The organism is Paractinoplanes polyasparticus, from assembly GCF_019710575.1.
Taxonomy (GTDB): domain Bacteria; phylum Actinomycetota; class Actinomycetes; order Mycobacteriales; family Micromonosporaceae; genus Actinoplanes; species Actinoplanes polyasparticus.
This window is the reverse complement of sequence record NZ_JAHWFK010000031.1, coordinates 259,628-275,012: the sequence shown is the minus strand read 5'-3', so window position 1 is coordinate 275,012 and position 15,385 is coordinate 259,628. Positions and strand designations below refer to the sequence as shown.

Annotated in this window: 19 protein-coding genes; 8 read left to right on the top strand and 11 right to left on the bottom strand. The window is 71.9% G+C overall.

Annotated features, from left to right (window positions below; all coding sequences use genetic code 11):
* The first annotated feature begins 61 nt into the window (after positions 1 to 61).
* Together KXC43_RS28320 and KXC43_RS28315 are read left to right on the top strand one after the other, a co-directional pair.
* Positions 62 to 595 carry a peptidase M23 gene (locus tag KXC43_RS28320; RefSeq protein WP_221379201.1) on the top strand — a complete coding sequence of 178 codons (534 nt, stop codon included), beginning with the start codon at positions 62 to 64 and terminating at the stop codon, positions 593 to 595.
* Positions 596 to 631: 36 nt separating this feature from the next.
* A complete protein-coding gene (locus tag KXC43_RS28315; RefSeq protein WP_221379200.1) occupies positions 632 to 2,251 on the top strand; it encodes a phospholipase D-like domain-containing protein in 1,620 nt (539 codons plus the stop codon).
* Positions 2,252 to 2,266: 15 nt separating this feature from the next.
* Here KXC43_RS28315 and KXC43_RS28310 read toward each other — a convergent pair whose 3' ends face one another.
* The 7 genes from KXC43_RS28310 to KXC43_RS28280 all read right to left on the bottom strand — a co-directional run bounded on the left by KXC43_RS28310 (position 2,267) and on the right by KXC43_RS28280 (position 9,324).
* On the bottom strand, positions 2,267 to 3,646 hold the full coding sequence (locus KXC43_RS28310) for an FUSC family protein (protein WP_221379199.1): 1,380 nt from the start codon (positions 3,644 to 3,646) through the stop codon (positions 2,267 to 2,269).
* 64 nt (positions 3,647 to 3,710) lie between these two features.
* Complete coding sequence (locus KXC43_RS28305; protein ID WP_221379198.1) at positions 3,711 to 4,685, bottom strand: nitroreductase family protein; 975 nt, start codon at positions 4,683 to 4,685, stop codon at positions 3,711 to 3,713.
* Positions 4,682 to 5,737, bottom strand: a complete 1,056-nt coding sequence (locus tag KXC43_RS28300) for a hypothetical protein (protein WP_221379197.1) — start codon at positions 5,735 to 5,737, stop codon at positions 4,682 to 4,684. The genes KXC43_RS28305 and KXC43_RS28300 overlap by 4 nt, the downstream gene beginning before the upstream one ends.
* Positions 5,734 to 6,180, bottom strand: a complete 447-nt coding sequence (locus tag KXC43_RS28295) for a DUF4188 domain-containing protein (protein WP_221379196.1) — start codon at positions 6,178 to 6,180, stop codon at positions 5,734 to 5,736. The genes KXC43_RS28300 and KXC43_RS28295 overlap by 4 nt, the downstream gene beginning before the upstream one ends.
* Positions 6,177 to 7,718, bottom strand: coding sequence for a phenylacetate--CoA ligase family protein (locus KXC43_RS28290; protein ID WP_221379195.1), 1,542 nt, complete (start codon positions 7,716 to 7,718; stop codon positions 6,177 to 6,179). Before KXC43_RS28290 ends, KXC43_RS28295 begins: the two co-directional genes overlap by 4 nt.
* 72 nt (positions 7,719 to 7,790) lie before the next feature.
* Positions 7,791 to 8,633, bottom strand: a complete 843-nt coding sequence (locus KXC43_RS28285; protein WP_221379194.1) for a patatin-like phospholipase family protein — start codon at positions 8,631 to 8,633, stop codon at positions 7,791 to 7,793.
* Positions 8,634 to 8,682: 49 nt separating this feature from the next.
* Positions 8,683 to 9,324 carry a hypothetical protein gene (locus KXC43_RS28280; RefSeq protein WP_221379193.1) on the bottom strand — a complete coding sequence of 214 codons (642 nt, stop codon included), beginning with the start codon at positions 9,322 to 9,324 and terminating at the stop codon, positions 8,683 to 8,685.
* 124 nt (positions 9,325 to 9,448) lie between these two features.
* Between KXC43_RS28280 and KXC43_RS28275 the strand changes: the two genes are divergently transcribed.
* Both KXC43_RS28275 and KXC43_RS28270 read left to right on the top strand, forming a co-directional pair.
* Positions 9,449 to 9,895: an Hsp20/alpha crystallin family protein gene (locus KXC43_RS28275; protein ID WP_221379192.1), complete on the top strand. Its 447-nt coding sequence runs from the start codon at positions 9,449 to 9,451 to the stop codon at positions 9,893 to 9,895.
* Between the two features lie 50 nt (positions 9,896 to 9,945).
* Positions 9,946 to 10,245: a hypothetical protein gene (locus KXC43_RS28270; RefSeq protein WP_221379191.1), complete on the top strand. Its 300-nt coding sequence runs from the start codon at positions 9,946 to 9,948 to the stop codon at positions 10,243 to 10,245.
* Positions 10,246 to 10,298: 53 nt separating this feature from the next.
* Here KXC43_RS28270 and KXC43_RS28265 read toward each other — a convergent pair whose 3' ends face one another.
* Entirely contained in the window at positions 10,299 to 10,571 is a 273-nt protein-coding gene (locus tag KXC43_RS28265; protein WP_221379190.1) for a hypothetical protein, read from the bottom strand.
* Between the two features lie 117 nt (positions 10,572 to 10,688).
* Positions 10,689 to 10,976, bottom strand: a complete 288-nt coding sequence (locus tag KXC43_RS28260; RefSeq protein WP_221379189.1) for a hypothetical protein — start codon at positions 10,974 to 10,976, stop codon at positions 10,689 to 10,691.
* Positions 10,977 to 11,125: 149 nt separating this feature from the next.
* Here KXC43_RS28260 and KXC43_RS28255 point away from each other — a divergent pair, with 149 nt between their 5' ends.
* The 4 genes from KXC43_RS28255 to KXC43_RS28240 are packed head-to-tail and all read left to right on the top strand — an operon-like array spanning position 11,126 to position 13,820.
* Complete coding sequence (locus tag KXC43_RS28255) at positions 11,126 to 11,830, top strand: ThuA domain-containing protein (RefSeq protein ID WP_221379188.1); 705 nt, start codon at positions 11,126 to 11,128, stop codon at positions 11,828 to 11,830.
* Positions 11,800 to 12,900 carry a Gfo/Idh/MocA family protein gene (locus KXC43_RS28250; RefSeq protein ID WP_221379187.1) on the top strand — a complete coding sequence of 367 codons (1,101 nt, stop codon included), beginning with the start codon at positions 11,800 to 11,802 and terminating at the stop codon, positions 12,898 to 12,900. The genes KXC43_RS28255 and KXC43_RS28250 overlap by 31 nt, the downstream gene beginning before the upstream one ends.
* Positions 12,879 to 13,373: a matrixin family metalloprotease gene (locus KXC43_RS28245; protein ID WP_221379186.1), complete on the top strand. Its 495-nt coding sequence runs from the start codon at positions 12,879 to 12,881 to the stop codon at positions 13,371 to 13,373. The genes KXC43_RS28250 and KXC43_RS28245 overlap by 22 nt, the downstream gene beginning before the upstream one ends.
* Before the next feature lie 12 nt (positions 13,374 to 13,385).
* Complete coding sequence (locus KXC43_RS28240) at positions 13,386 to 13,820, top strand: hypothetical protein (RefSeq protein WP_221379185.1); 435 nt, start codon at positions 13,386 to 13,388, stop codon at positions 13,818 to 13,820.
* On the opposite strand, the gene KXC43_RS28235 is transcribed toward KXC43_RS28240, so the two are convergent.
* Complete coding sequence (locus KXC43_RS28235; protein ID WP_221379184.1) at positions 13,778 to 14,458, bottom strand: class F sortase; 681 nt, start codon at positions 14,456 to 14,458, stop codon at positions 13,778 to 13,780. The genes KXC43_RS28240 and KXC43_RS28235 overlap by 43 nt on opposite strands.
* Complete coding sequence (locus KXC43_RS28230; RefSeq protein WP_221379183.1) at positions 14,455 to 15,285, bottom strand: DUF4397 domain-containing protein; 831 nt, start codon at positions 15,283 to 15,285, stop codon at positions 14,455 to 14,457. The genes KXC43_RS28235 and KXC43_RS28230 overlap by 4 nt, the downstream gene beginning before the upstream one ends.
* Positions 15,286 to 15,385: the final 100 nt, after the last annotated feature.

Genomic DNA, 15,385 nt, shown 5'->3' with positions numbered 1-15,385 from the left:
ATCCATCGATGCCGACCGGTAGCCTTCGCCGGACCCCCACCCCCGAAAGGTGCTCCTCGTCGTGCGCGCGTTGTTCGTGATCGTCGCCGCCGTGCTGGCCGGCTTTGTCATCAGTCCCCTGCTCCATGCCGACGCCGACTGCACGCCGGCGGCTGCGGCGCCGCCCTCCACACCGGACGGTGCGAGCTGGAGCGAGGAGCAACTCGCCAATGCGCGCACCATCATCACGATCGGCGCCGAGCGGCGGGTGCCGGCCGAGGGCCGGCTGATCGCGGTCGCCACCGCGCTGCAGGAGTCCAGCCTGCGCAACCTGAAGGGCGGCGACCGCGACTCCATCGGCCTGTTCCAGCAACGCCCCAGCCAGGGCTGGGGAACGCCCCGGCAACTGTCCGACCCGGCGTACCAGACCCACCGGTTCTACGACAAGCTGCTCCGCACCCGGGGCTGGCAGGAGATGCGCTACACCGAAGCCGCCCAGGCCGTGCAGGTGTCGGCCTACCCCGAGGCGTACGCGAAGCGGGTCCCCGCCGCCACCCGCATCATCGCCGAGCTGAGCGACCCGGCCCCGTGCTCGGCCGAGGCCCTGGCCCCGTAGGTGACGGGACGGCCCGCATCGGGTGTAATCACGGGCATGCCGCACGCACCGTCGTTGACCGACCTGATCGGCCGCTATCTGCCACCGGCCACCGAGGCGTGCCCGACCTTCACCGAGAACTCGCTCTTCGAGCCGATCATCGACGGCGTCACCTACTTCACCGAGCTGGCCGGACGGATGCAGGCGCTCGGTCCCGGCGACGCCGTCTACATCGCCGGCTACCAGGCCGACCCGCAGCTCGACCTCACCGGGCGCGCACCGGGCGAGGCCGGCTACCGGCCGTTCACCGATGTGCTCGCCGAGAAGGCCGCGGGCGGCACCGACGTGCGGATCGTGCTCAGCGCGGCCGAGTTCTCCGGCGGCGTGCCGTGGCTGCCGGTCGGGCCGTTCCGGGCCAACACGCTGGCCGCCCGGGTGATCCGGGCGTGGAAGCCATCGACGCGGGACGTCGCCACGCCGCCGCTGGAGGACCGGGTGCTGCTGGACTGGTCGGGCCCGGTGCTGGGCTCGAACCACCAGAAACTCGTGGTGTTCTGCCACGACGGCGTGCTCACCGCGTACGTCGGCGGTCTCGACCTCTCCCCCACCCGGTACGACCACTCGCCGCACCAGCGCCTGAAGCTCGGCACCCACCGCTGGGGCTGGCACGACGCGGCCGCGCGCCTGCACGGCCCGGCCGCCGGACGGGTCCGGGAGACGTTCCAGTTCCGCTGGCAGAACACCGCCGCACTGCCGCCGCGACCCATCGCCAAGAACCTGCCACCGGAGTATTTCCACCTGCCCAGCGGCGGGCTCACGTGGCTCAACCCGCTCGACCCGCCGCGCGACCTGCCGCCCGTGCCCGAGCAGCCGGAGCATCCGGCGGAGGGAACCGCGGTCCAGGTCGTGCGCTCCTACCGGCCGTGGCGTCTCTACGGCCACCGCGGGCTGCGCCGTCTGCGCCGGGCCAACGTCGTCCGGGCCGGCATCCAGGAGATCTACCACTCGATGACCACCGCGATCGGCGCCGCCGAGCGCTACATCTACCTCGAGGACCAGTACTTCCACGAGGCCCCCGGCGGCGATCCGCGGTTCCAGCTCTACGGCCGGCTGCGCGCCGCCGCCCGGCGTGGCGTCAAGATCATCCTGATCGGGTCCGGGCGGAAGGACCCGGCCGACGGCGGCGACAGCACCGTCCATCCGGTGATCACCCACGACCTGCGGTGGCGGGTGCTGGCCCGGCTACCGAAGGCCGCCCAGCGCAACGTGGTGATGTACCGAGTCGACAACCTGACCGTCCACACCAAGCTCATGCTCGTCGACGACGTGTTCGCCAGCATCGGCTCGGCCAACTTCTTCAGCCGTTCGATGGTCGGCACCGACAGCGAGATCACGTCCACCCTCGTCACCTCCGGGCCCCTGGTCCGCGACCTGCGCGCCAAGCTGTGGGCCGAGCACCTGCGGACGCCCCTGGCCGACCAGCTCAGCCCGGCCATGGCCGATCTCGACACCGCCCTGGGCATCTGGCGCCGCGAGTGGCTGCCGGACGGCCACCATCCGGACACCTGGCGCCGGCCCGGGCTGCCGGCCGGGTTCGCCCCGGCCGAATGGGCTCTGACCCCGGCTCGTTATTCCTCCGCAGTGTTGCGCCGGGAGACGCGAGGACGCCCGGGCTGACCGCGTCCCGTCACTTCAGCGCCCAGTTCGCCGGTGCGGCCGGCGGCGGTCCGGCTCGGCCTTCGTGACCACGGCCTTCTCCCAGAAGCTGCGGACCACGGGCACGACCTCCGAGACCGCCGGGATGCTCGGGCCGGTCTCCCGGGCGCCGATGCTGAGCGCCGGCGCCGACTTCTCCAGCGACCCGGCCATCCGGTCGATGTCGGTGATGATCGAGCCGGTCAGAACCAGCACCCCGGTGTCGTCCACCTGGTTACGCATCTTGTGCAGCGTCCGGCGTCGCGTCTCGCGCAGACCGTCCAGCAGATCCTCGAGGTCGTCCGCGTCCTGGGTGGGGTCGGCGTCCGGATCCGTTTCCAGCCGGGCGTGCGCGGCGAACGCCTCCGAAGCGGCCGTCAGCAGCGGCCCGATGTCATCCGGCACGCCGGGACTGTGCGGCGTCAGGGCGGCGTCGAACATCGTCCGGGCCACCGAGTTCACCTGGTGCACGCCGTGCTCGAGGACGCGATACGTGTGGTGCACCGGGGCCACCTCGGTGTGCGGCGTCGTGAGCGACCAGCGGGCCTGCCGGTCCAGGTCCTCCACCGCGTCGACCGCCTCGCCGAGCGTCTCACCGAGCTCGCGCGACCGCGCCAGCCACTGCGCCGCCTGGTCCCGGCCGTACCCACGAGCCGCACCGGTCCCGAGGTCGCCGAGCAGGCGGGCGATCTCGGTGGACAGGTGGGCCAGCTTGCAGTGCGCCCGCTCCAGCGGCGTCATCCCGCCGACGAGCGGCGACAGGATCATGCCGACCACGATGCCCAGCCCCGTCGCCCAGACCCGCTCCCAGACGAAGGCGCCGGTGACCGCGCTGCCGGCGACCAGGACGCCCAGCGAGGTCGCCGGCACGGTGACGGCGCCGTCGCCCAGCCGCAACAGCCGGCCGACGACGAGCCCGCACCCGGCGATCAGCGCGATCGACACCGGGCTCGGGCCGAACACGCCCCACACGCCCACGGCGAACCCGATACCGGCGGCGGTGCCGACCAGACGCTTCGTACCCTCCCGGACCGAGGCGTGCGAGCTCAGGTGCACCGACAGGATCGCCGAGATCGAGGCCGTGACCGCGCCCACCAGCTGCAGGGTCTCGGCTGCGGACCAGGCGATCCCGGCGGCGATCGCCGCCACCAGGATGGAGCGGGCGATGGCCGGGTCGGTCCGCTCGTACCAGCGGCGCGCCACGCGGCGCAGGCCGGGCGGCAGATGCGGTCGCACCTCGTCGTACAGGGCCCGGGCGACGGACTCGACGACCGGCTTGACCTTGCGGCGCAGCAGCACCACGATCACCGCGCAGAGCAGGAGGCTCGCGGCGACGATCGTGATCGGGTTCGCGGACTCGACGAGCGACTGGGGCAACGCTGTGGCTTCCTCTTCACGAGCGGTTGATCCGGTCGCCAAAAAGTATGCGCACCCGCGGCGGTTAATACCCCAAATGTGGTAATTGTGACGGAGGTTGCACCGTTGCTTCTCCCCTCACGTCCGTGCCTGCCGGGAGGCGGGCCGATCGGGCCGCCTCGTGCTGCGGGTAGCCGACGCGGAAGACCGCCAGCGGCGTCGCGCCCACCCGGCCGGCCAGGCGGGCCGCGGTGGCCGGGCAGTCCAGCAGCTGGCTGAGCGGATGGACGGCCAGCCCGAAGCGGGCCAGCCGGAGCCAGGTCCGCAACAGGCGCCGGCCCGCGTCCCGCGGATCGTCGCCCCGGCCGGTCAGGACGAGCACACTTCCGTCGTACCGCAGAAGGTTCTGCCCGCTCGCCGCGAGCAGGGCGGGCAGGCCGAGCCGCCGGGTCAGGGGGTAGGCGCGCAGCGCAGCCGACAGCACCCGCGCTTCGAGGCGGCTCAGTCCGAGCGCGCGGTCGGTCAGCCCGTCGCGGTGATAACGCGGGTCGCGCGGGTTCAGCCGCAGCCAGGCGCACAGCTCGCGCGCCACCGGCGGGCTGCCGAACATCCAGCGGTCGGCCTCGGCCAGATCGCCGGCCAGGGCGCGGCTGCGGACGTGCACGATCCCGGGCTCCAGACCGGCCAGGACGACCAGATCCAGGAGCCCGGGCTCGTACGGTCCCCGGTTCACCCGGCGCGCCTCGATGTCGGCGCGGTGGAAGATCGTGTCGTAGCGCTCCGCCGCCGGCACCAGCCGGATCCGCCGCGGATCGCTGAGGTCGCAGGCTACCGGCAGACCGGCGTCGGCCGCGACGATCAGACAGGTCTCGGCGAACGCGCCCAGCCCGAGCGCCAGGTCCCGGCCGGACGGATCCGAGCCGGGCAGCGACCGCTCCGGGTCGGCGCCGATGACGATCTCGTCATCGCGGTAGTCGATGGTCCAGGGCTGCGTGTTGTGCGCGCTCGGCGCCCGCCGGAACAACGCCTCGCGCTCCCGCAGGGCGGAAACCCACGTCATGCCGCACCTCGCTCGAAGAAGGTGTATCCGTGCAGGGGCCGGCCACCGGCCCGGCGGTAGGACGCGGCGGACGCGGCGTTGTCGCGCTCCACGAAGGTGCTGCGCAGCGTCCGGTATCCGCTCGCCTCGAGGTGGCGGTGCACTTCGCGGCTCAGCAGCGTCATGTAGCCCTGGCCCTGCGCGCCGGGAACGGTGCCCTTGACGACCAGCACCGCGTCCCGGCGGTAGCGCGACCGGGTGGCGAGCAGCCGCAGCTGCTCGACCGGGCCGAGCCGGCCGCCGGTGCGCATCAGGAACTCGGAGATGTCCGGGACGGCGACCACGAACGCCACCGGCCGGCCCGCCTTCTCCAGCCAGAGCAGCAGGCCCTCGTCGAGCAGGAAGGCCAGGCCGTCGGTCTGCTCGGCCAGCTGACCGGCGGAGATCTCGGTGTAGTAGCCGAGCCGGGCGAAGCTCGCGTTCAGCATCTCGCGCAGGATCGGCAGCTGGTGACGCAGCCCGCGGCGCGAACCGTGCCGGATCACCAGTCGCTCGGCGGCGATCCGGCTGTCGTCGAACGTGTAGGCGGCGGCCGAGCCCGCGACCTCCACGACCCAGGTGTCGGCCTGGAACCGGCGGGTGAAGCCGTGCCGCTCGTACAGGGACGGGTAGTAGGCCGGGTTCCACGCCGAGTCGACGAAACCGCGGTCCTCGAAGCCGCTGGTGATGACGCCGCCGGTCTGGTTCGGCAGCAACGCCACCGGGCCGAACAGGGCGCGCCCACCGGCATCGCGGGTCACGACGTCCACCAGCGTCGCGAACACGGCGTCGTCGTCGATGAATTCGGTGTGCCCGAAGAGCTGGCACGGGACGAACGCCTCGTCGCGGTGTGTGCTGGTCCGCCCGACGACCCGGCCCCGGCTGTCGCGCACCACGTACAGCTTCGCGGTCCGCGCGTGCCGGGCGATGACGGGCGCCGGCAGGGGAACGTAGAGGTCGCGGGGATGCAGTCGCAGCGGCAGCTCACAGAAGTCGCGGAGGTCGGCCCGGGTACGGACCGGAGTGGCCTTCACGAGCGGTGCACCGGCGGACCGGCGTCCTCGGTGGACAGTGGTGTCCACGTCGGCATGTGCGACAGGCTGCCGTCCTCGGCGCGCCACGAGCCGTTGCTGTAACCGTGCGGCTCGGCGGTGAACAGCCGGATGAAGCCGGCCGTCGCGTTGCCGGCGCCGGAGTCGGTGAGCCAGCACATCAGATCGCGATGGTGGCGGCTGCGGGCGAACTTGAGCATCGCGTCCTGGTCGCTGAAGAAGGCGATGGTGCCGATGGTGTACGGGAACTGGTAGTACACGGTGTGCCAGCGGTACCCGGCCATGCGCTTCATCTGCCGCACCATCGGGAACCAGGCGCGGATCGTGTGCAGCATGGCCAGCGGCCCGGAGTAGCGGGTGGCCCCGATGAACATGGCGGTCGCCCGGCCCTGCGGCGGGGCGGCGGTGAAGTCGGTGGTCCTCATGCGGCTGTCCCCTTGATGAGGTAGACGTTCTTGAGCTTGGCGGCCGCGCCGGCGAACGGGCCGGCGCCGTGCTCATGGACGGCGACCCGCAGGTCGGCAGCGGACGGGTCCTCGGCCAGCGACTCCGCGAAGTCCCGGCTCGACGCGGTCAGGTGGGCCAGCACCCCGGTCCGGCAGGTGTCGGTCAGCAGGTCGCGTCGCGCGGCCTCCAGGCGTACGCCGGAACGCAGTTGAAGGTGGACGGTGGGGCGGCTCTCGAGCCGGTCGTCCTGCACCAGCTCGAGGCAGAAACCCTCGAGCAGATGGGCGTACGGGTTTCCGTCGTACAGCCCGTACTCGATGTCCTGGGGGTAGATGTTGGCCCCCATGTACGAGATCGTGCTGTCCTTGCGCCCGAACAGGAACAGCAGCGGCAGGCGCATCCCGTCGACCCGCATCGCCGCCTGCGCCTCGGCCCGTGCCGCCGGATCGGCGATGGCGGCCAGCACCTCGGGCAGCGTGGCCAGCCGGCCCTCGTCGCCGATGTTGTAGCGCACCTTCGGATTCACCACGGAGGTCGAATTGATCGTGCAGAGGATCTCCGAGTCGGCGGTGGTCTCCAGGAACGTCTCGAGCGGGTTGTACTGGAACACCATCGGCAGCCGCTGCTCGTCCGGACCGAGCAGCTCGGCGCGGAACCCGGCGTCGGCGCGCAGCCGGCGACGGACCCAGACGGTGAGGTCGGTCTCGCCGGCCATGCCGATGGTGAGGTCGCTGGCGCCGTAGCCGGAGCGGACCTTCAGGAAGCGCTTCTCGAGATAGTCGCGCAGGGCCTCGGTCATCCCCTCGCCGCCGACGAGCCCGGAGATCCGGTACTCGGACCACGGGAACCGCTCGGCGTCGAGCTCGTCGAGCAGGCGCTTGAGAAAGGGCGGGTACGCGGTCACCACGTACTCGAAGTCGGGCCCGAAATGCCGCAGCGTGTCGATGATCTTGCGGATGTCCGGACCGGTGTTCTTCACCATGGCGATCCGCGACATCGCGATGCCGGTGTTCGTGCCGGTCGCCCACGCGCCCATCGAATAGGCGTTGATGACGAACCGCCGCTTCGCCGGAAAGATCATGGTGGCGTACGCGGCCAGGTTGCGGTGCACCGCCCGCAGTTCGGCCCGGCTCCGGACCCAGTTGAACGGCTGCCCCGACGACCCGGACGACTCGTCGACCACACTGCCCGCGATCTCGAGCCGCCCGTTGCGGCACCGCTCGTGCTCCGGATACGCCTGCACGTACGAGGCCTTCCCGGTGGGCGGGTAGCTCTCGAGGTCGAACCAGCGGAACTCCCACCCCTGGCGCCGGAGAAAGTCGCCGTAGGCGGGCACGTCGAGCGCCGCGAACTGACACGTCATCCAGGCGTTGAGCCGGGCGAAGCCGGCCATCCGCGGCCGGTAGTGGCGTGCCATGAGACGCCACACCGCCGGATGCGCCCGATAGAGCGCGTAGATGCCGCTCAGCGCGTAGCTGCCGAGCCGCAGCGTCCATTGCCGGAAGGTCGAGATCACGGGTATGACGCTAGGGATTCCGCACCCCGCGCCACTTCCCCGCGCCTACTCAACCCTTCTGAGTACGCGGCCTCAGTTCGCCCACACGGCCCGGAGCCGATCCTCTTCGACCGCCGCCTGCGCGCGCCCCGCCTCGGCGGCCGGTCGCCGCCGCGCCGGATCCAGGGGGTTGCCGCCGATGGCAGCGCGGGCGGCCGCATCCGGCGACACCACCACGCCGCGCACCCGCGGTCCCAGCGCCGCGAGCTGTGCCGCCGGCCGGCCCGATCGCCGTACCGACCTGGTCATCGGGGCCAGCACCACCACCTGTCGGCAGCCGGCGGCCAGATCGGCGTTGGCGATCGAACGGATCCCGCCGTCGATGTACCGCACTCCGCCGATCGTCACCGGCGGCCAGACCAGCGGCACCGCGCAACTGGCCGCGACGGCGTCGACCAGCGGCACCCCGCCGGCCGCGTCGAAACAGTGTTCCTTCCCGCTCACCGCCTCGACCGCGGTGATGAGCAGACGGGTCGCCGGCCAGCCGCTGTCGCCGATGCGCCGCTCGATCACGGCGCGTCGTTCCGCCTCGGGCACCGTGCGGGCACGCAGGGCCAGCCGTCCGAGCCAGGCCCGCCCCCGCGCCGGATCGCCCGGCCAGAGCCCGGCGACCACGAACTTGAGCAGATCGCCGAAGCCCATCCGCGCCGCGATCTCAGCACTTGCCCCGGCCAGCTGCGCCTCGTAGAGGTCCTCGAGCGGCACGCCGGACAGCACCTGGGCGGCCACCGACGAGCCGGCCGACGTCCCGACGAACAGCCCGGCATCGGTCAGGTCGACGCCCCGCTCGGCCAGGCCCCGCAGCAGTCCGATCTCCCAGGCGACGCCGGTGACGCCGCCTCCGCCCAGCACGAGCGCCTTGCCGTCGATACCCATGAGGGCATCCAAGCATCTCGCTGCCCGCTCCGGGCGCGGCGCCGGCCGGTCAGGGTTCCGGCGTCCGGGCCCCTTTCGGACGGTCGTGGTGGCGGCGGATCCGGGCCGCCTGCTCGGTGACCGCGTCGATCTGGGCGGCCAGCTCCGGATGTCCCGGAAGATGGGGCTGGGTGGCGGCGAGCAGGCCGGGCAGCGCCGAGGCGTCGTGGTCTCCCAGTGCCCCGTGCAACCGGCTGACGGTCTCGGTGGCCGCGTCATCGAGATCGGTGAGGCCCACGACCTGTCCGGCCAGCCGCCTCAGGTCGGCGGTGTTGTCGTTGGCCCATCGCGTGACAGCCCGGTGCGCGGCGCGGCGGTCGCGTTCGGCTTGGACCCGGGCGTCGCGCGTGGCCCCCGGCGCACCGGTGCCGGCGGACGTGCTGCGCAGGTAGCGACGCTCGGCGGCCTGCCGGCTGGCCACGCCCAGCGCCGGAGCGAGGCTCTGCCAGGAGACGCCGGCGGCCCGAGCGGCCGTGACGAGCTCCGGTTCGATGGCGGCCAGCTCGGACTGCGCCCACCGCAGCAGGCTCAGCGCGGCGAGCAGATCAGCCGGGCTCACCTCGTCGGCGGCCCGTCGGACCGACTCAGCCGTGCCGGCGAGCGCTGCCGTGACTGCTACGAGATCGCGCCCCGTGGTGACTGCCTCCGTCATGCCGCACCCTCCCGGCCGCGCCGTCATCGTTGCGACGACATTCCTCTTGTCATCGTTCCGATGACGTGGTACGAAAACAGTAACGCGCATTGACCCCGAGGTCGAGACTGCAGGAGGTGGCACGATGTTGATGCGCAGTGAACCCTTCACCGAGGTCAACCGGCTCGCCCAGCAGCTGTTCGGCGCCGCGCCGTCCGGCACCTGGTCCCGCCCGACGACGATGCCGGTCGACGCGATCCGCAACGGCGACGATTTTGTGATCGCTTTCGATCTGCCCGGCGTCCAGGCCGACGACATCGAAGTCGACGTGGAACGCAACGTCCTCACCGTGCGCGCCGAGCGCCGCCCCATCGACCTGGGCGAGCAGGCTGTGACGCAGTTGACCGAGCGCCCCCTCGGTGTGTTCTCCCGGCAGCTGTTCCTGGGAGACGCCCTCGACACCGAGCACATCGACGCCGCGTACGAGAACGGGGTTCTCGTACTGCGGATCCCGATCGCCGAGAAGGCCAAACCGCGCAAGGTCGCCGTGACGGCCGGTCAGACCGGGGAGCAGAAGGTCATCACCAGCTGACCTGGCGGCTCGTCAGCTTCTCGTCCGGATCAGACGACGGGTGGTGAAACATGATCGACAATCTCGAGGTGCAGGCCCGGACCGCGTTGTCCCCGGAGTGGGACCACGGGTTCGACGAGGCGTTCGCAGAGCTCGTCACCAGCGACCCCGACCTGGTTCAGGCGGAGTTCGACGACCTCATGGCCGCGTCGTGGCCCGGCCGATCCGGCCCCGCACAGCCACCGGAGCCGCCCGCACCCACCGCACGTTCGGCGCCGCCGCCCGGCACCTCATCGTCGGAGCCGACGGTGGCACGGCCGGACGAGGAGGCCACCGGCCACGTCACCGACGATCGACATACTCCACCGTGATCCGCGCGGGTCCGCCGGCTGGTTCAGCCGGCGGACCCCGCACGCGGGGCGGTTTATCGGTGTTCGTCCACGATGGCGGCCGCCACGGCCTGCAGCTGCGCGGCGTCCGGCGCGAAGCCGGCGGCGATGTCCGGGTGCAGGCCGTCCTTGGTTTCCACCAGCAGTTCCTGGGCCACCTGCTGAACGCTCTCGCCGGAGTAGCTGTCCTCGACGGTGTGCGTGGCCTGCTGCAGGGCCGAGGTGAGCTGCTGCTCCAACGGCTCCTGCAGTTTCTGCTCCACCGGGCCCAGGGACTCGCTGTCCAGGGTCACTCGCGGGTTGATCATCGTCGGCTCCAGCCAAGCGGTTCCAGTACGGCGGCGAGAACATGCCCGGAAGATCCAGCGCCCAATCGGCACTCGCGGAAGTTCACACTCACGGGCGGTTCCGGTGTCATTCGACGGTCAGAACGGGGGCGCGTCCTGGCCCATCAACGCCAGCGTGACGCCGTTCTTGCCCGTCTTCAGATTCTGGACGACCACCTTGCCGGTGCTGCCGTCGGGCAACTCCAAGGTGAAGGTCTTTCCGACGGCGTTCTTCGGAATGTTTCCGGGGCCGTTCGCAGGCCGGAAATCACCGGCCCACGGCGGAGTTCCGCCCTTGCGCCCGGGCTCGGTGAAGAGCGCTGCGGTGCCGGCCGTCCGGGTGCCGTCCGCGGAAAGAAGTGTCGAGGCGCTGCGAAAGGTAGCCATATGCCGCAAGGCTATCGCGCCGCGGCCCATTCGCAGCACAAGAGTCGCGTGTCAATATTCCGCCGCGGCGGAAGAACGCCGCCGCGAGCACGTCCCGCCCGCCGGCCCGCTCATCGACCGCAAGGTCATGTATGTGGTAAGCGTGGAGGATGCCTGACGCTCTGGTGGTACGCGGCGGCTGGGAAGGCCATCGGCCGGTCGAGGCCACCGACCTGTTCCTGCCGTTCCTGGCCGACAACGGATTCGAGGTGCGGGTCAGCGACTCGACGACCGTCTACGGCGATCGGGCCGTCATGGCCGCGACCGACCTGATCGTGCAGTGCGTGACCATGTCGTCGATCGAGCAGCGGGAGCTGGAGGGGCTGCGGGCCGCGGTGGCCGCCGGCACCGGCTTCACCGGCTGGCACGGGGGCATCGCCGACTCGTTCCGCGCCTCGTCGGACTATCTGCAGCTGGTCGGTGGCCAGTTCGCGACCCATCCCGGCAAGGATCCGGCCGCGCGGGTGGGCGACGAGACCGACAACTTCCTGACCCACTCGGTGGACATCACCGCGGCCGGCCGGGAGCATCCGATCACGGCCGGGCTCGACGACTTCGAGCTGACCACCGAGCAGTACTGGGTGCTGCACGACGACCTCATCGATGTCCTCGCCACCACCACCCACCCCGTCCAGCCGTGGCATCCGTGGCAGCGCCCGATCACGTCACCGGCCGTCTGGACCAGGCAGTGGGGTCAGGGCCGGATCGTCGTCACCACGCCCGGTCACAGCCTCGACGTCCTCCGGCACCCCGGCGTACGAACCGTGATCGAGAGGGGAATGCTGTGGGCGAGCCGCACCGCGTCGGGATCGTAGGCACCGGCTGGATCTCCGGCGCGTACCTCGAGACGCTGGGGAACCACCCGGCCGTGACCATCGCGGCGGTGGCCGACCTCGACGCCTCCCGTGCGGCCTCGGTCGCGGCCGGCATCCCCGGCTGCCGCGCCCTACGGGTCGACGACCTCCTGCGCGAGGACTCCATCGCCACGGTTCTCAACCTGACGATCCCGGCGGCGCACGCTTCGATCGCGCTGGGCGCCATCGCCAACAACAAGCAGGTGTACGGCGAGAAGCCGCTCGCCGCTGACATGCCCGCAGCCGTCTCGCTGCTGGAGCGAGCCGCCGCGTCCGGTGTCGAGGTCGGCTGTGCCCCCGACACCGTGCTGGGCACCGGTGTGCAGACCGCCCGGGCGGTCATCGACGCCGGTGTGATCGGGCAGCCGCTGTCCGCCGTCGCGGTGATGGCGACGCCCGGGCACGAACGCTGGCATCATCAGCCCGACTTCTACTACCGTCCCGGCGGCGGCCCGCTGCTCGACATGGGCCCGTACTACCTGACCGCCCTCGTCCACCTGCTCGGCCCGGTCGCCGCCGTCACCGGCGCCTCGTCCCGCCGGCGCGACACGCGCGTGATCGGCTCCGGTCCGCGGACGGGTGAGCGGATCCCGGTCTCGGTCGACACCCACGTGTCCGGGATCCTGCATCACACGAGCGGCGCCCTCTCCACGATCACCACCAGCTTCGACGCCGTCCGCACCACGGCCGCCCCGATCGAGGTGCACGGCGAGACCGGCACCCTCGCGGTGCCCGACCCCAACCTGTTCGCCGGCGACGTCCGCCTGTTCGAGCTGGGCGCCACCGAGTGGCGCAGTGTGCCCCCGTCCGCCGGGTACGCGGACGCGGCCCGGGGCATCGGCCTGCTCGACATGCTCACCACGACGTCGCCCCGGGCGAGCGGCGCGCTGGCCCTGCACGTCCTGGACGCCATGACGTCGCTGCTGCGGTCGGCTGAGGAGGGCCGCCGCATCGAGCTGACCACGACGACCGAACGGCCCGACCCCGTCCCCCTGGTTCCGGCCGCGACGTGGCGCCGCTCCCCCGCCTGACCGTTTCGCTCCCCGGGGCCGGCGCCCTGTTCACGGGCACCAATCCGAGGCTCGACCTGGTCGTGCGGTCCACCGGCGTCTACCGCAACGCCGCCATCGACCCCGCGAACGCCTGGAACCGCACGAGCGCGCCGGTCACGTTCGCCGAGGCCACCAGCGGCGCGAACGTCGAGACGTGGACGGTCTCCACGAGCGAGGACTACTGGGGAACGATCATCGATCAGGGCTGCTACGCGCCGAACACGTGGCGCCGGACCGTCCAGGTCCACTTCAACAGCCGGATCATGGACGGCTTCTCCGGCCACGAGCGCAAGCTCGTCGCCATCCACGAGCTCGGCCACACGGTCGGACTCGACCACACCACGATGGAGTGCGGCCGCCCCTCGGTCATGGCGCAGGGACGGGGCAAGTTCGGTTGCCCGGGCACCGCGCCGTGGGCGGACGACGTCCGAGGCGTCCAGAACATCTACTGAGGGGAGCGAGCCATGATTCGATCGAAACGCATGATTCTGCCGCTCGCGGCGGTCGCCGTCGCGGCGCTCGCCGGCTGCGCCCCGGCCGAGCCGGTGCCGATGGCCCACTTCGACGGTCCGGTCTACGCCTCCGTCGAGGAGATGGCGGACACCGCGGACACCGTCGTCAGCGGCACCGTGGAGGGCGTCCGCGCCAAGCTCCTGGAGAGCGCTCTGGTCCCGCAGCGGGCCGTCGCCGGCGCGCAGAGCATCCCCTTGGCGCTGTACGACGTCGACGTCGAGCGCCGCCTGCGCGGCGACTCGGCCGACCGCATCCTGGTCACACGCATCGATCAGGACAAGCTGCGAACCGACGGTGGCAGGCACGCCGCCGGGGTGAACGTCGCTTCCACCACGATGGGGCCTCACCCGCGGGCGGCGGCCGTGATCACCACGTTGTCGCGGTAGTGGCGGGTCTTCGGATCGAACGGCCCGCCGCAGGTGATCAGCGTGAGCCGGGCCGTTCCGTCGCGGGCGAAGTACTTGTCCAGCGGGATGGCCGTCTTGCGGTACCGCTCGCGGGCGATCACCTCGAAGACACGCTCCTTGCCACCCGGGCCGGTCAGGGTCACGGAGTCCCCGGCCTCGAGCGACCCCAGCCGGAAGAAGGCGCCCTTGCCCTCGGCCGCGCTGTCCACGTGCCCGGCCACGACGATGGATCCGGCCTTCGCCGAGAAGCCCGGCCCGTACCGGTACCAGCCCACCCGGTCGACGCTCGGCGGGACGGCGAACTCGCCGGTCGCGGCGTCGATGCCGACGGCGTCGACGGTCGCGTCGAGGTCGAGGGCGGGGATGCGAAGCCGGGCCGGCACGTCAGCGGCGGTGCTCTTCGGCGGCGCGCCGTCCTGGATCGCGACGGCGGCCGCGGCCGCCGTCGGCGGAGGCGGCGAGGACGCGGGAGTGGTGACGGCCGGGGCGCCGAAGTCGTCCGCCGGCTGCGACTGGCAGGCGACGGTGCCCGCGGTGACGGCCAGGGCCAGACCGAGCAGAACGAGGGTGAGGGCACGCCCCGGACGGGTCCGGGGCGTGCCGCGATGCGAGTTCATCGACGTCCGGTCACCAGCCGCGCGAGGCCGAACAGGGCCAGGAGGATGCCCACGGCGCCGGCGCCGTACAGCGGCAGGTTGCCGTTGCCGTTGCCGTCGGCGCGGCCGCCGTCGCCGCTGGGCACGCCGCCGGGCGCCGAGTGCAGCCCGGTGATCGACTGCGTCACGAGGTCGAGGGTCTCGTCCTCGGCCGAGCCGACCGCGTACACGATGGTCGCGGTGCCTTCCTTGAGGTCGAGGTCGGCCGGGCCGAGCACCCGGGTGTCGGTGCCGGCCAGCACGACGTCGGCCGAGACCGTACCCGCGTCCAGGTCGGCCTTGCCCTCCTTGCCGTTGGTCACGCCCTCGAAGACCGGCTCGCCGCCGGCCCGGATGTCCACGGCCGGGGCGGCCGCGGCGTGCCGCACGATGAGCCGGGTCTTGCCCGCCGCCAGCTTGGCGGTGTCGTTGACGAACGGGGTCAGCGCCGGCTCCCCCTCGGCGTTGAGGTGGGCGACCAGGCTGATGTTGGCGTCGCCCGGCACCTCGGCGTTGTCGACCTTGAGCAGGGCGCTGCCGATGGCGTCGCCGGGCTTGGTCAGGGCGATGTCGTACTCGCCGGCGGGCAGGCTCAGCGGGCCCGCGACCTTGCCGGGCTGGAAGTTCGGCACGGTCTTCTCGCCGTTGACGTAGACGTCGACGGCCTGTCCTGGGATGCCGTGCACGACCGTCACCTGCGAGTTGGCCTTGGCGTACGCCGGCGAGGTGGCCATCGCCCCGAGGCCGCCGAGGGCCAGCAGGGTCACCGCGCCGAAAGCAGCGGCACGGCGGAAGGGCAGAATGCGCATCGGATCTCCTGTGCGTGATCGTCGTTGATTCGGTACGCCCGGTCCTTCGTCGCGGCGTCGGCGGGCGGATGCAGCCGGATCAGAAAACTTTTGGGTGCAT

Coding starts and splice junctions, on each gene's coding strand:
- KXC43_RS28315 (WP_221379200.1), top strand. CDS start 632: ATGCCGCACGCACCGTCGTTGACCGACCTGATCGGCCGCTATCTGCCA.
- KXC43_RS28305 (WP_221379198.1), bottom strand. CDS start 4,685: ATGACGTGGGTTTCCGCCCTGCGGGAGCGCGAGGCGTTGTTCCGGCGG.
- KXC43_RS28295 (WP_221379196.1), bottom strand. CDS start 6,180: ATGAGGACCACCGACTTCACCGCCGCCCCGCCGCAGGGCCGGGCGACC.
- KXC43_RS28285 (WP_221379194.1), bottom strand. CDS start 8,633: ATGGGTATCGACGGCAAGGCGCTCGTGCTGGGCGGAGGCGGCGTCACC.
- KXC43_RS28280 (WP_221379193.1), bottom strand. CDS start 9,324: ATGACGGAGGCAGTCACCACGGGGCGCGATCTCGTAGCAGTCACGGCA.
- KXC43_RS28275 (WP_221379192.1), top strand. CDS start 9,449: ATGTTGATGCGCAGTGAACCCTTCACCGAGGTCAACCGGCTCGCCCAG.
- KXC43_RS28270 (WP_221379191.1), top strand. CDS start 9,946: ATGATCGACAATCTCGAGGTGCAGGCCCGGACCGCGTTGTCCCCGGAG.
- KXC43_RS28265 (WP_221379190.1), bottom strand. CDS start 10,571: ATGATCAACCCGCGAGTGACCCTGGACAGCGAGTCCCTGGGCCCGGTG.
- KXC43_RS28260 (WP_221379189.1), bottom strand. CDS start 10,976: ATGGCTACCTTTCGCAGCGCCTCGACACTTCTTTCCGCGGACGGCACC.
- KXC43_RS28255 (WP_221379188.1), top strand. CDS start 11,126: ATGCCTGACGCTCTGGTGGTACGCGGCGGCTGGGAAGGCCATCGGCCG.
- KXC43_RS28240 (WP_221379185.1), top strand. CDS start 13,386: ATGATTCGATCGAAACGCATGATTCTGCCGCTCGCGGCGGTCGCCGTC.
- KXC43_RS28235 (WP_221379184.1), bottom strand. CDS start 14,458: ATGAACTCGCATCGCGGCACGCCCCGGACCCGTCCGGGGCGTGCCCTC.
- KXC43_RS28230 (WP_221379183.1), bottom strand. CDS start 15,285: ATGCGCATTCTGCCCTTCCGCCGTGCCGCTGCTTTCGGCGCGGTGACC.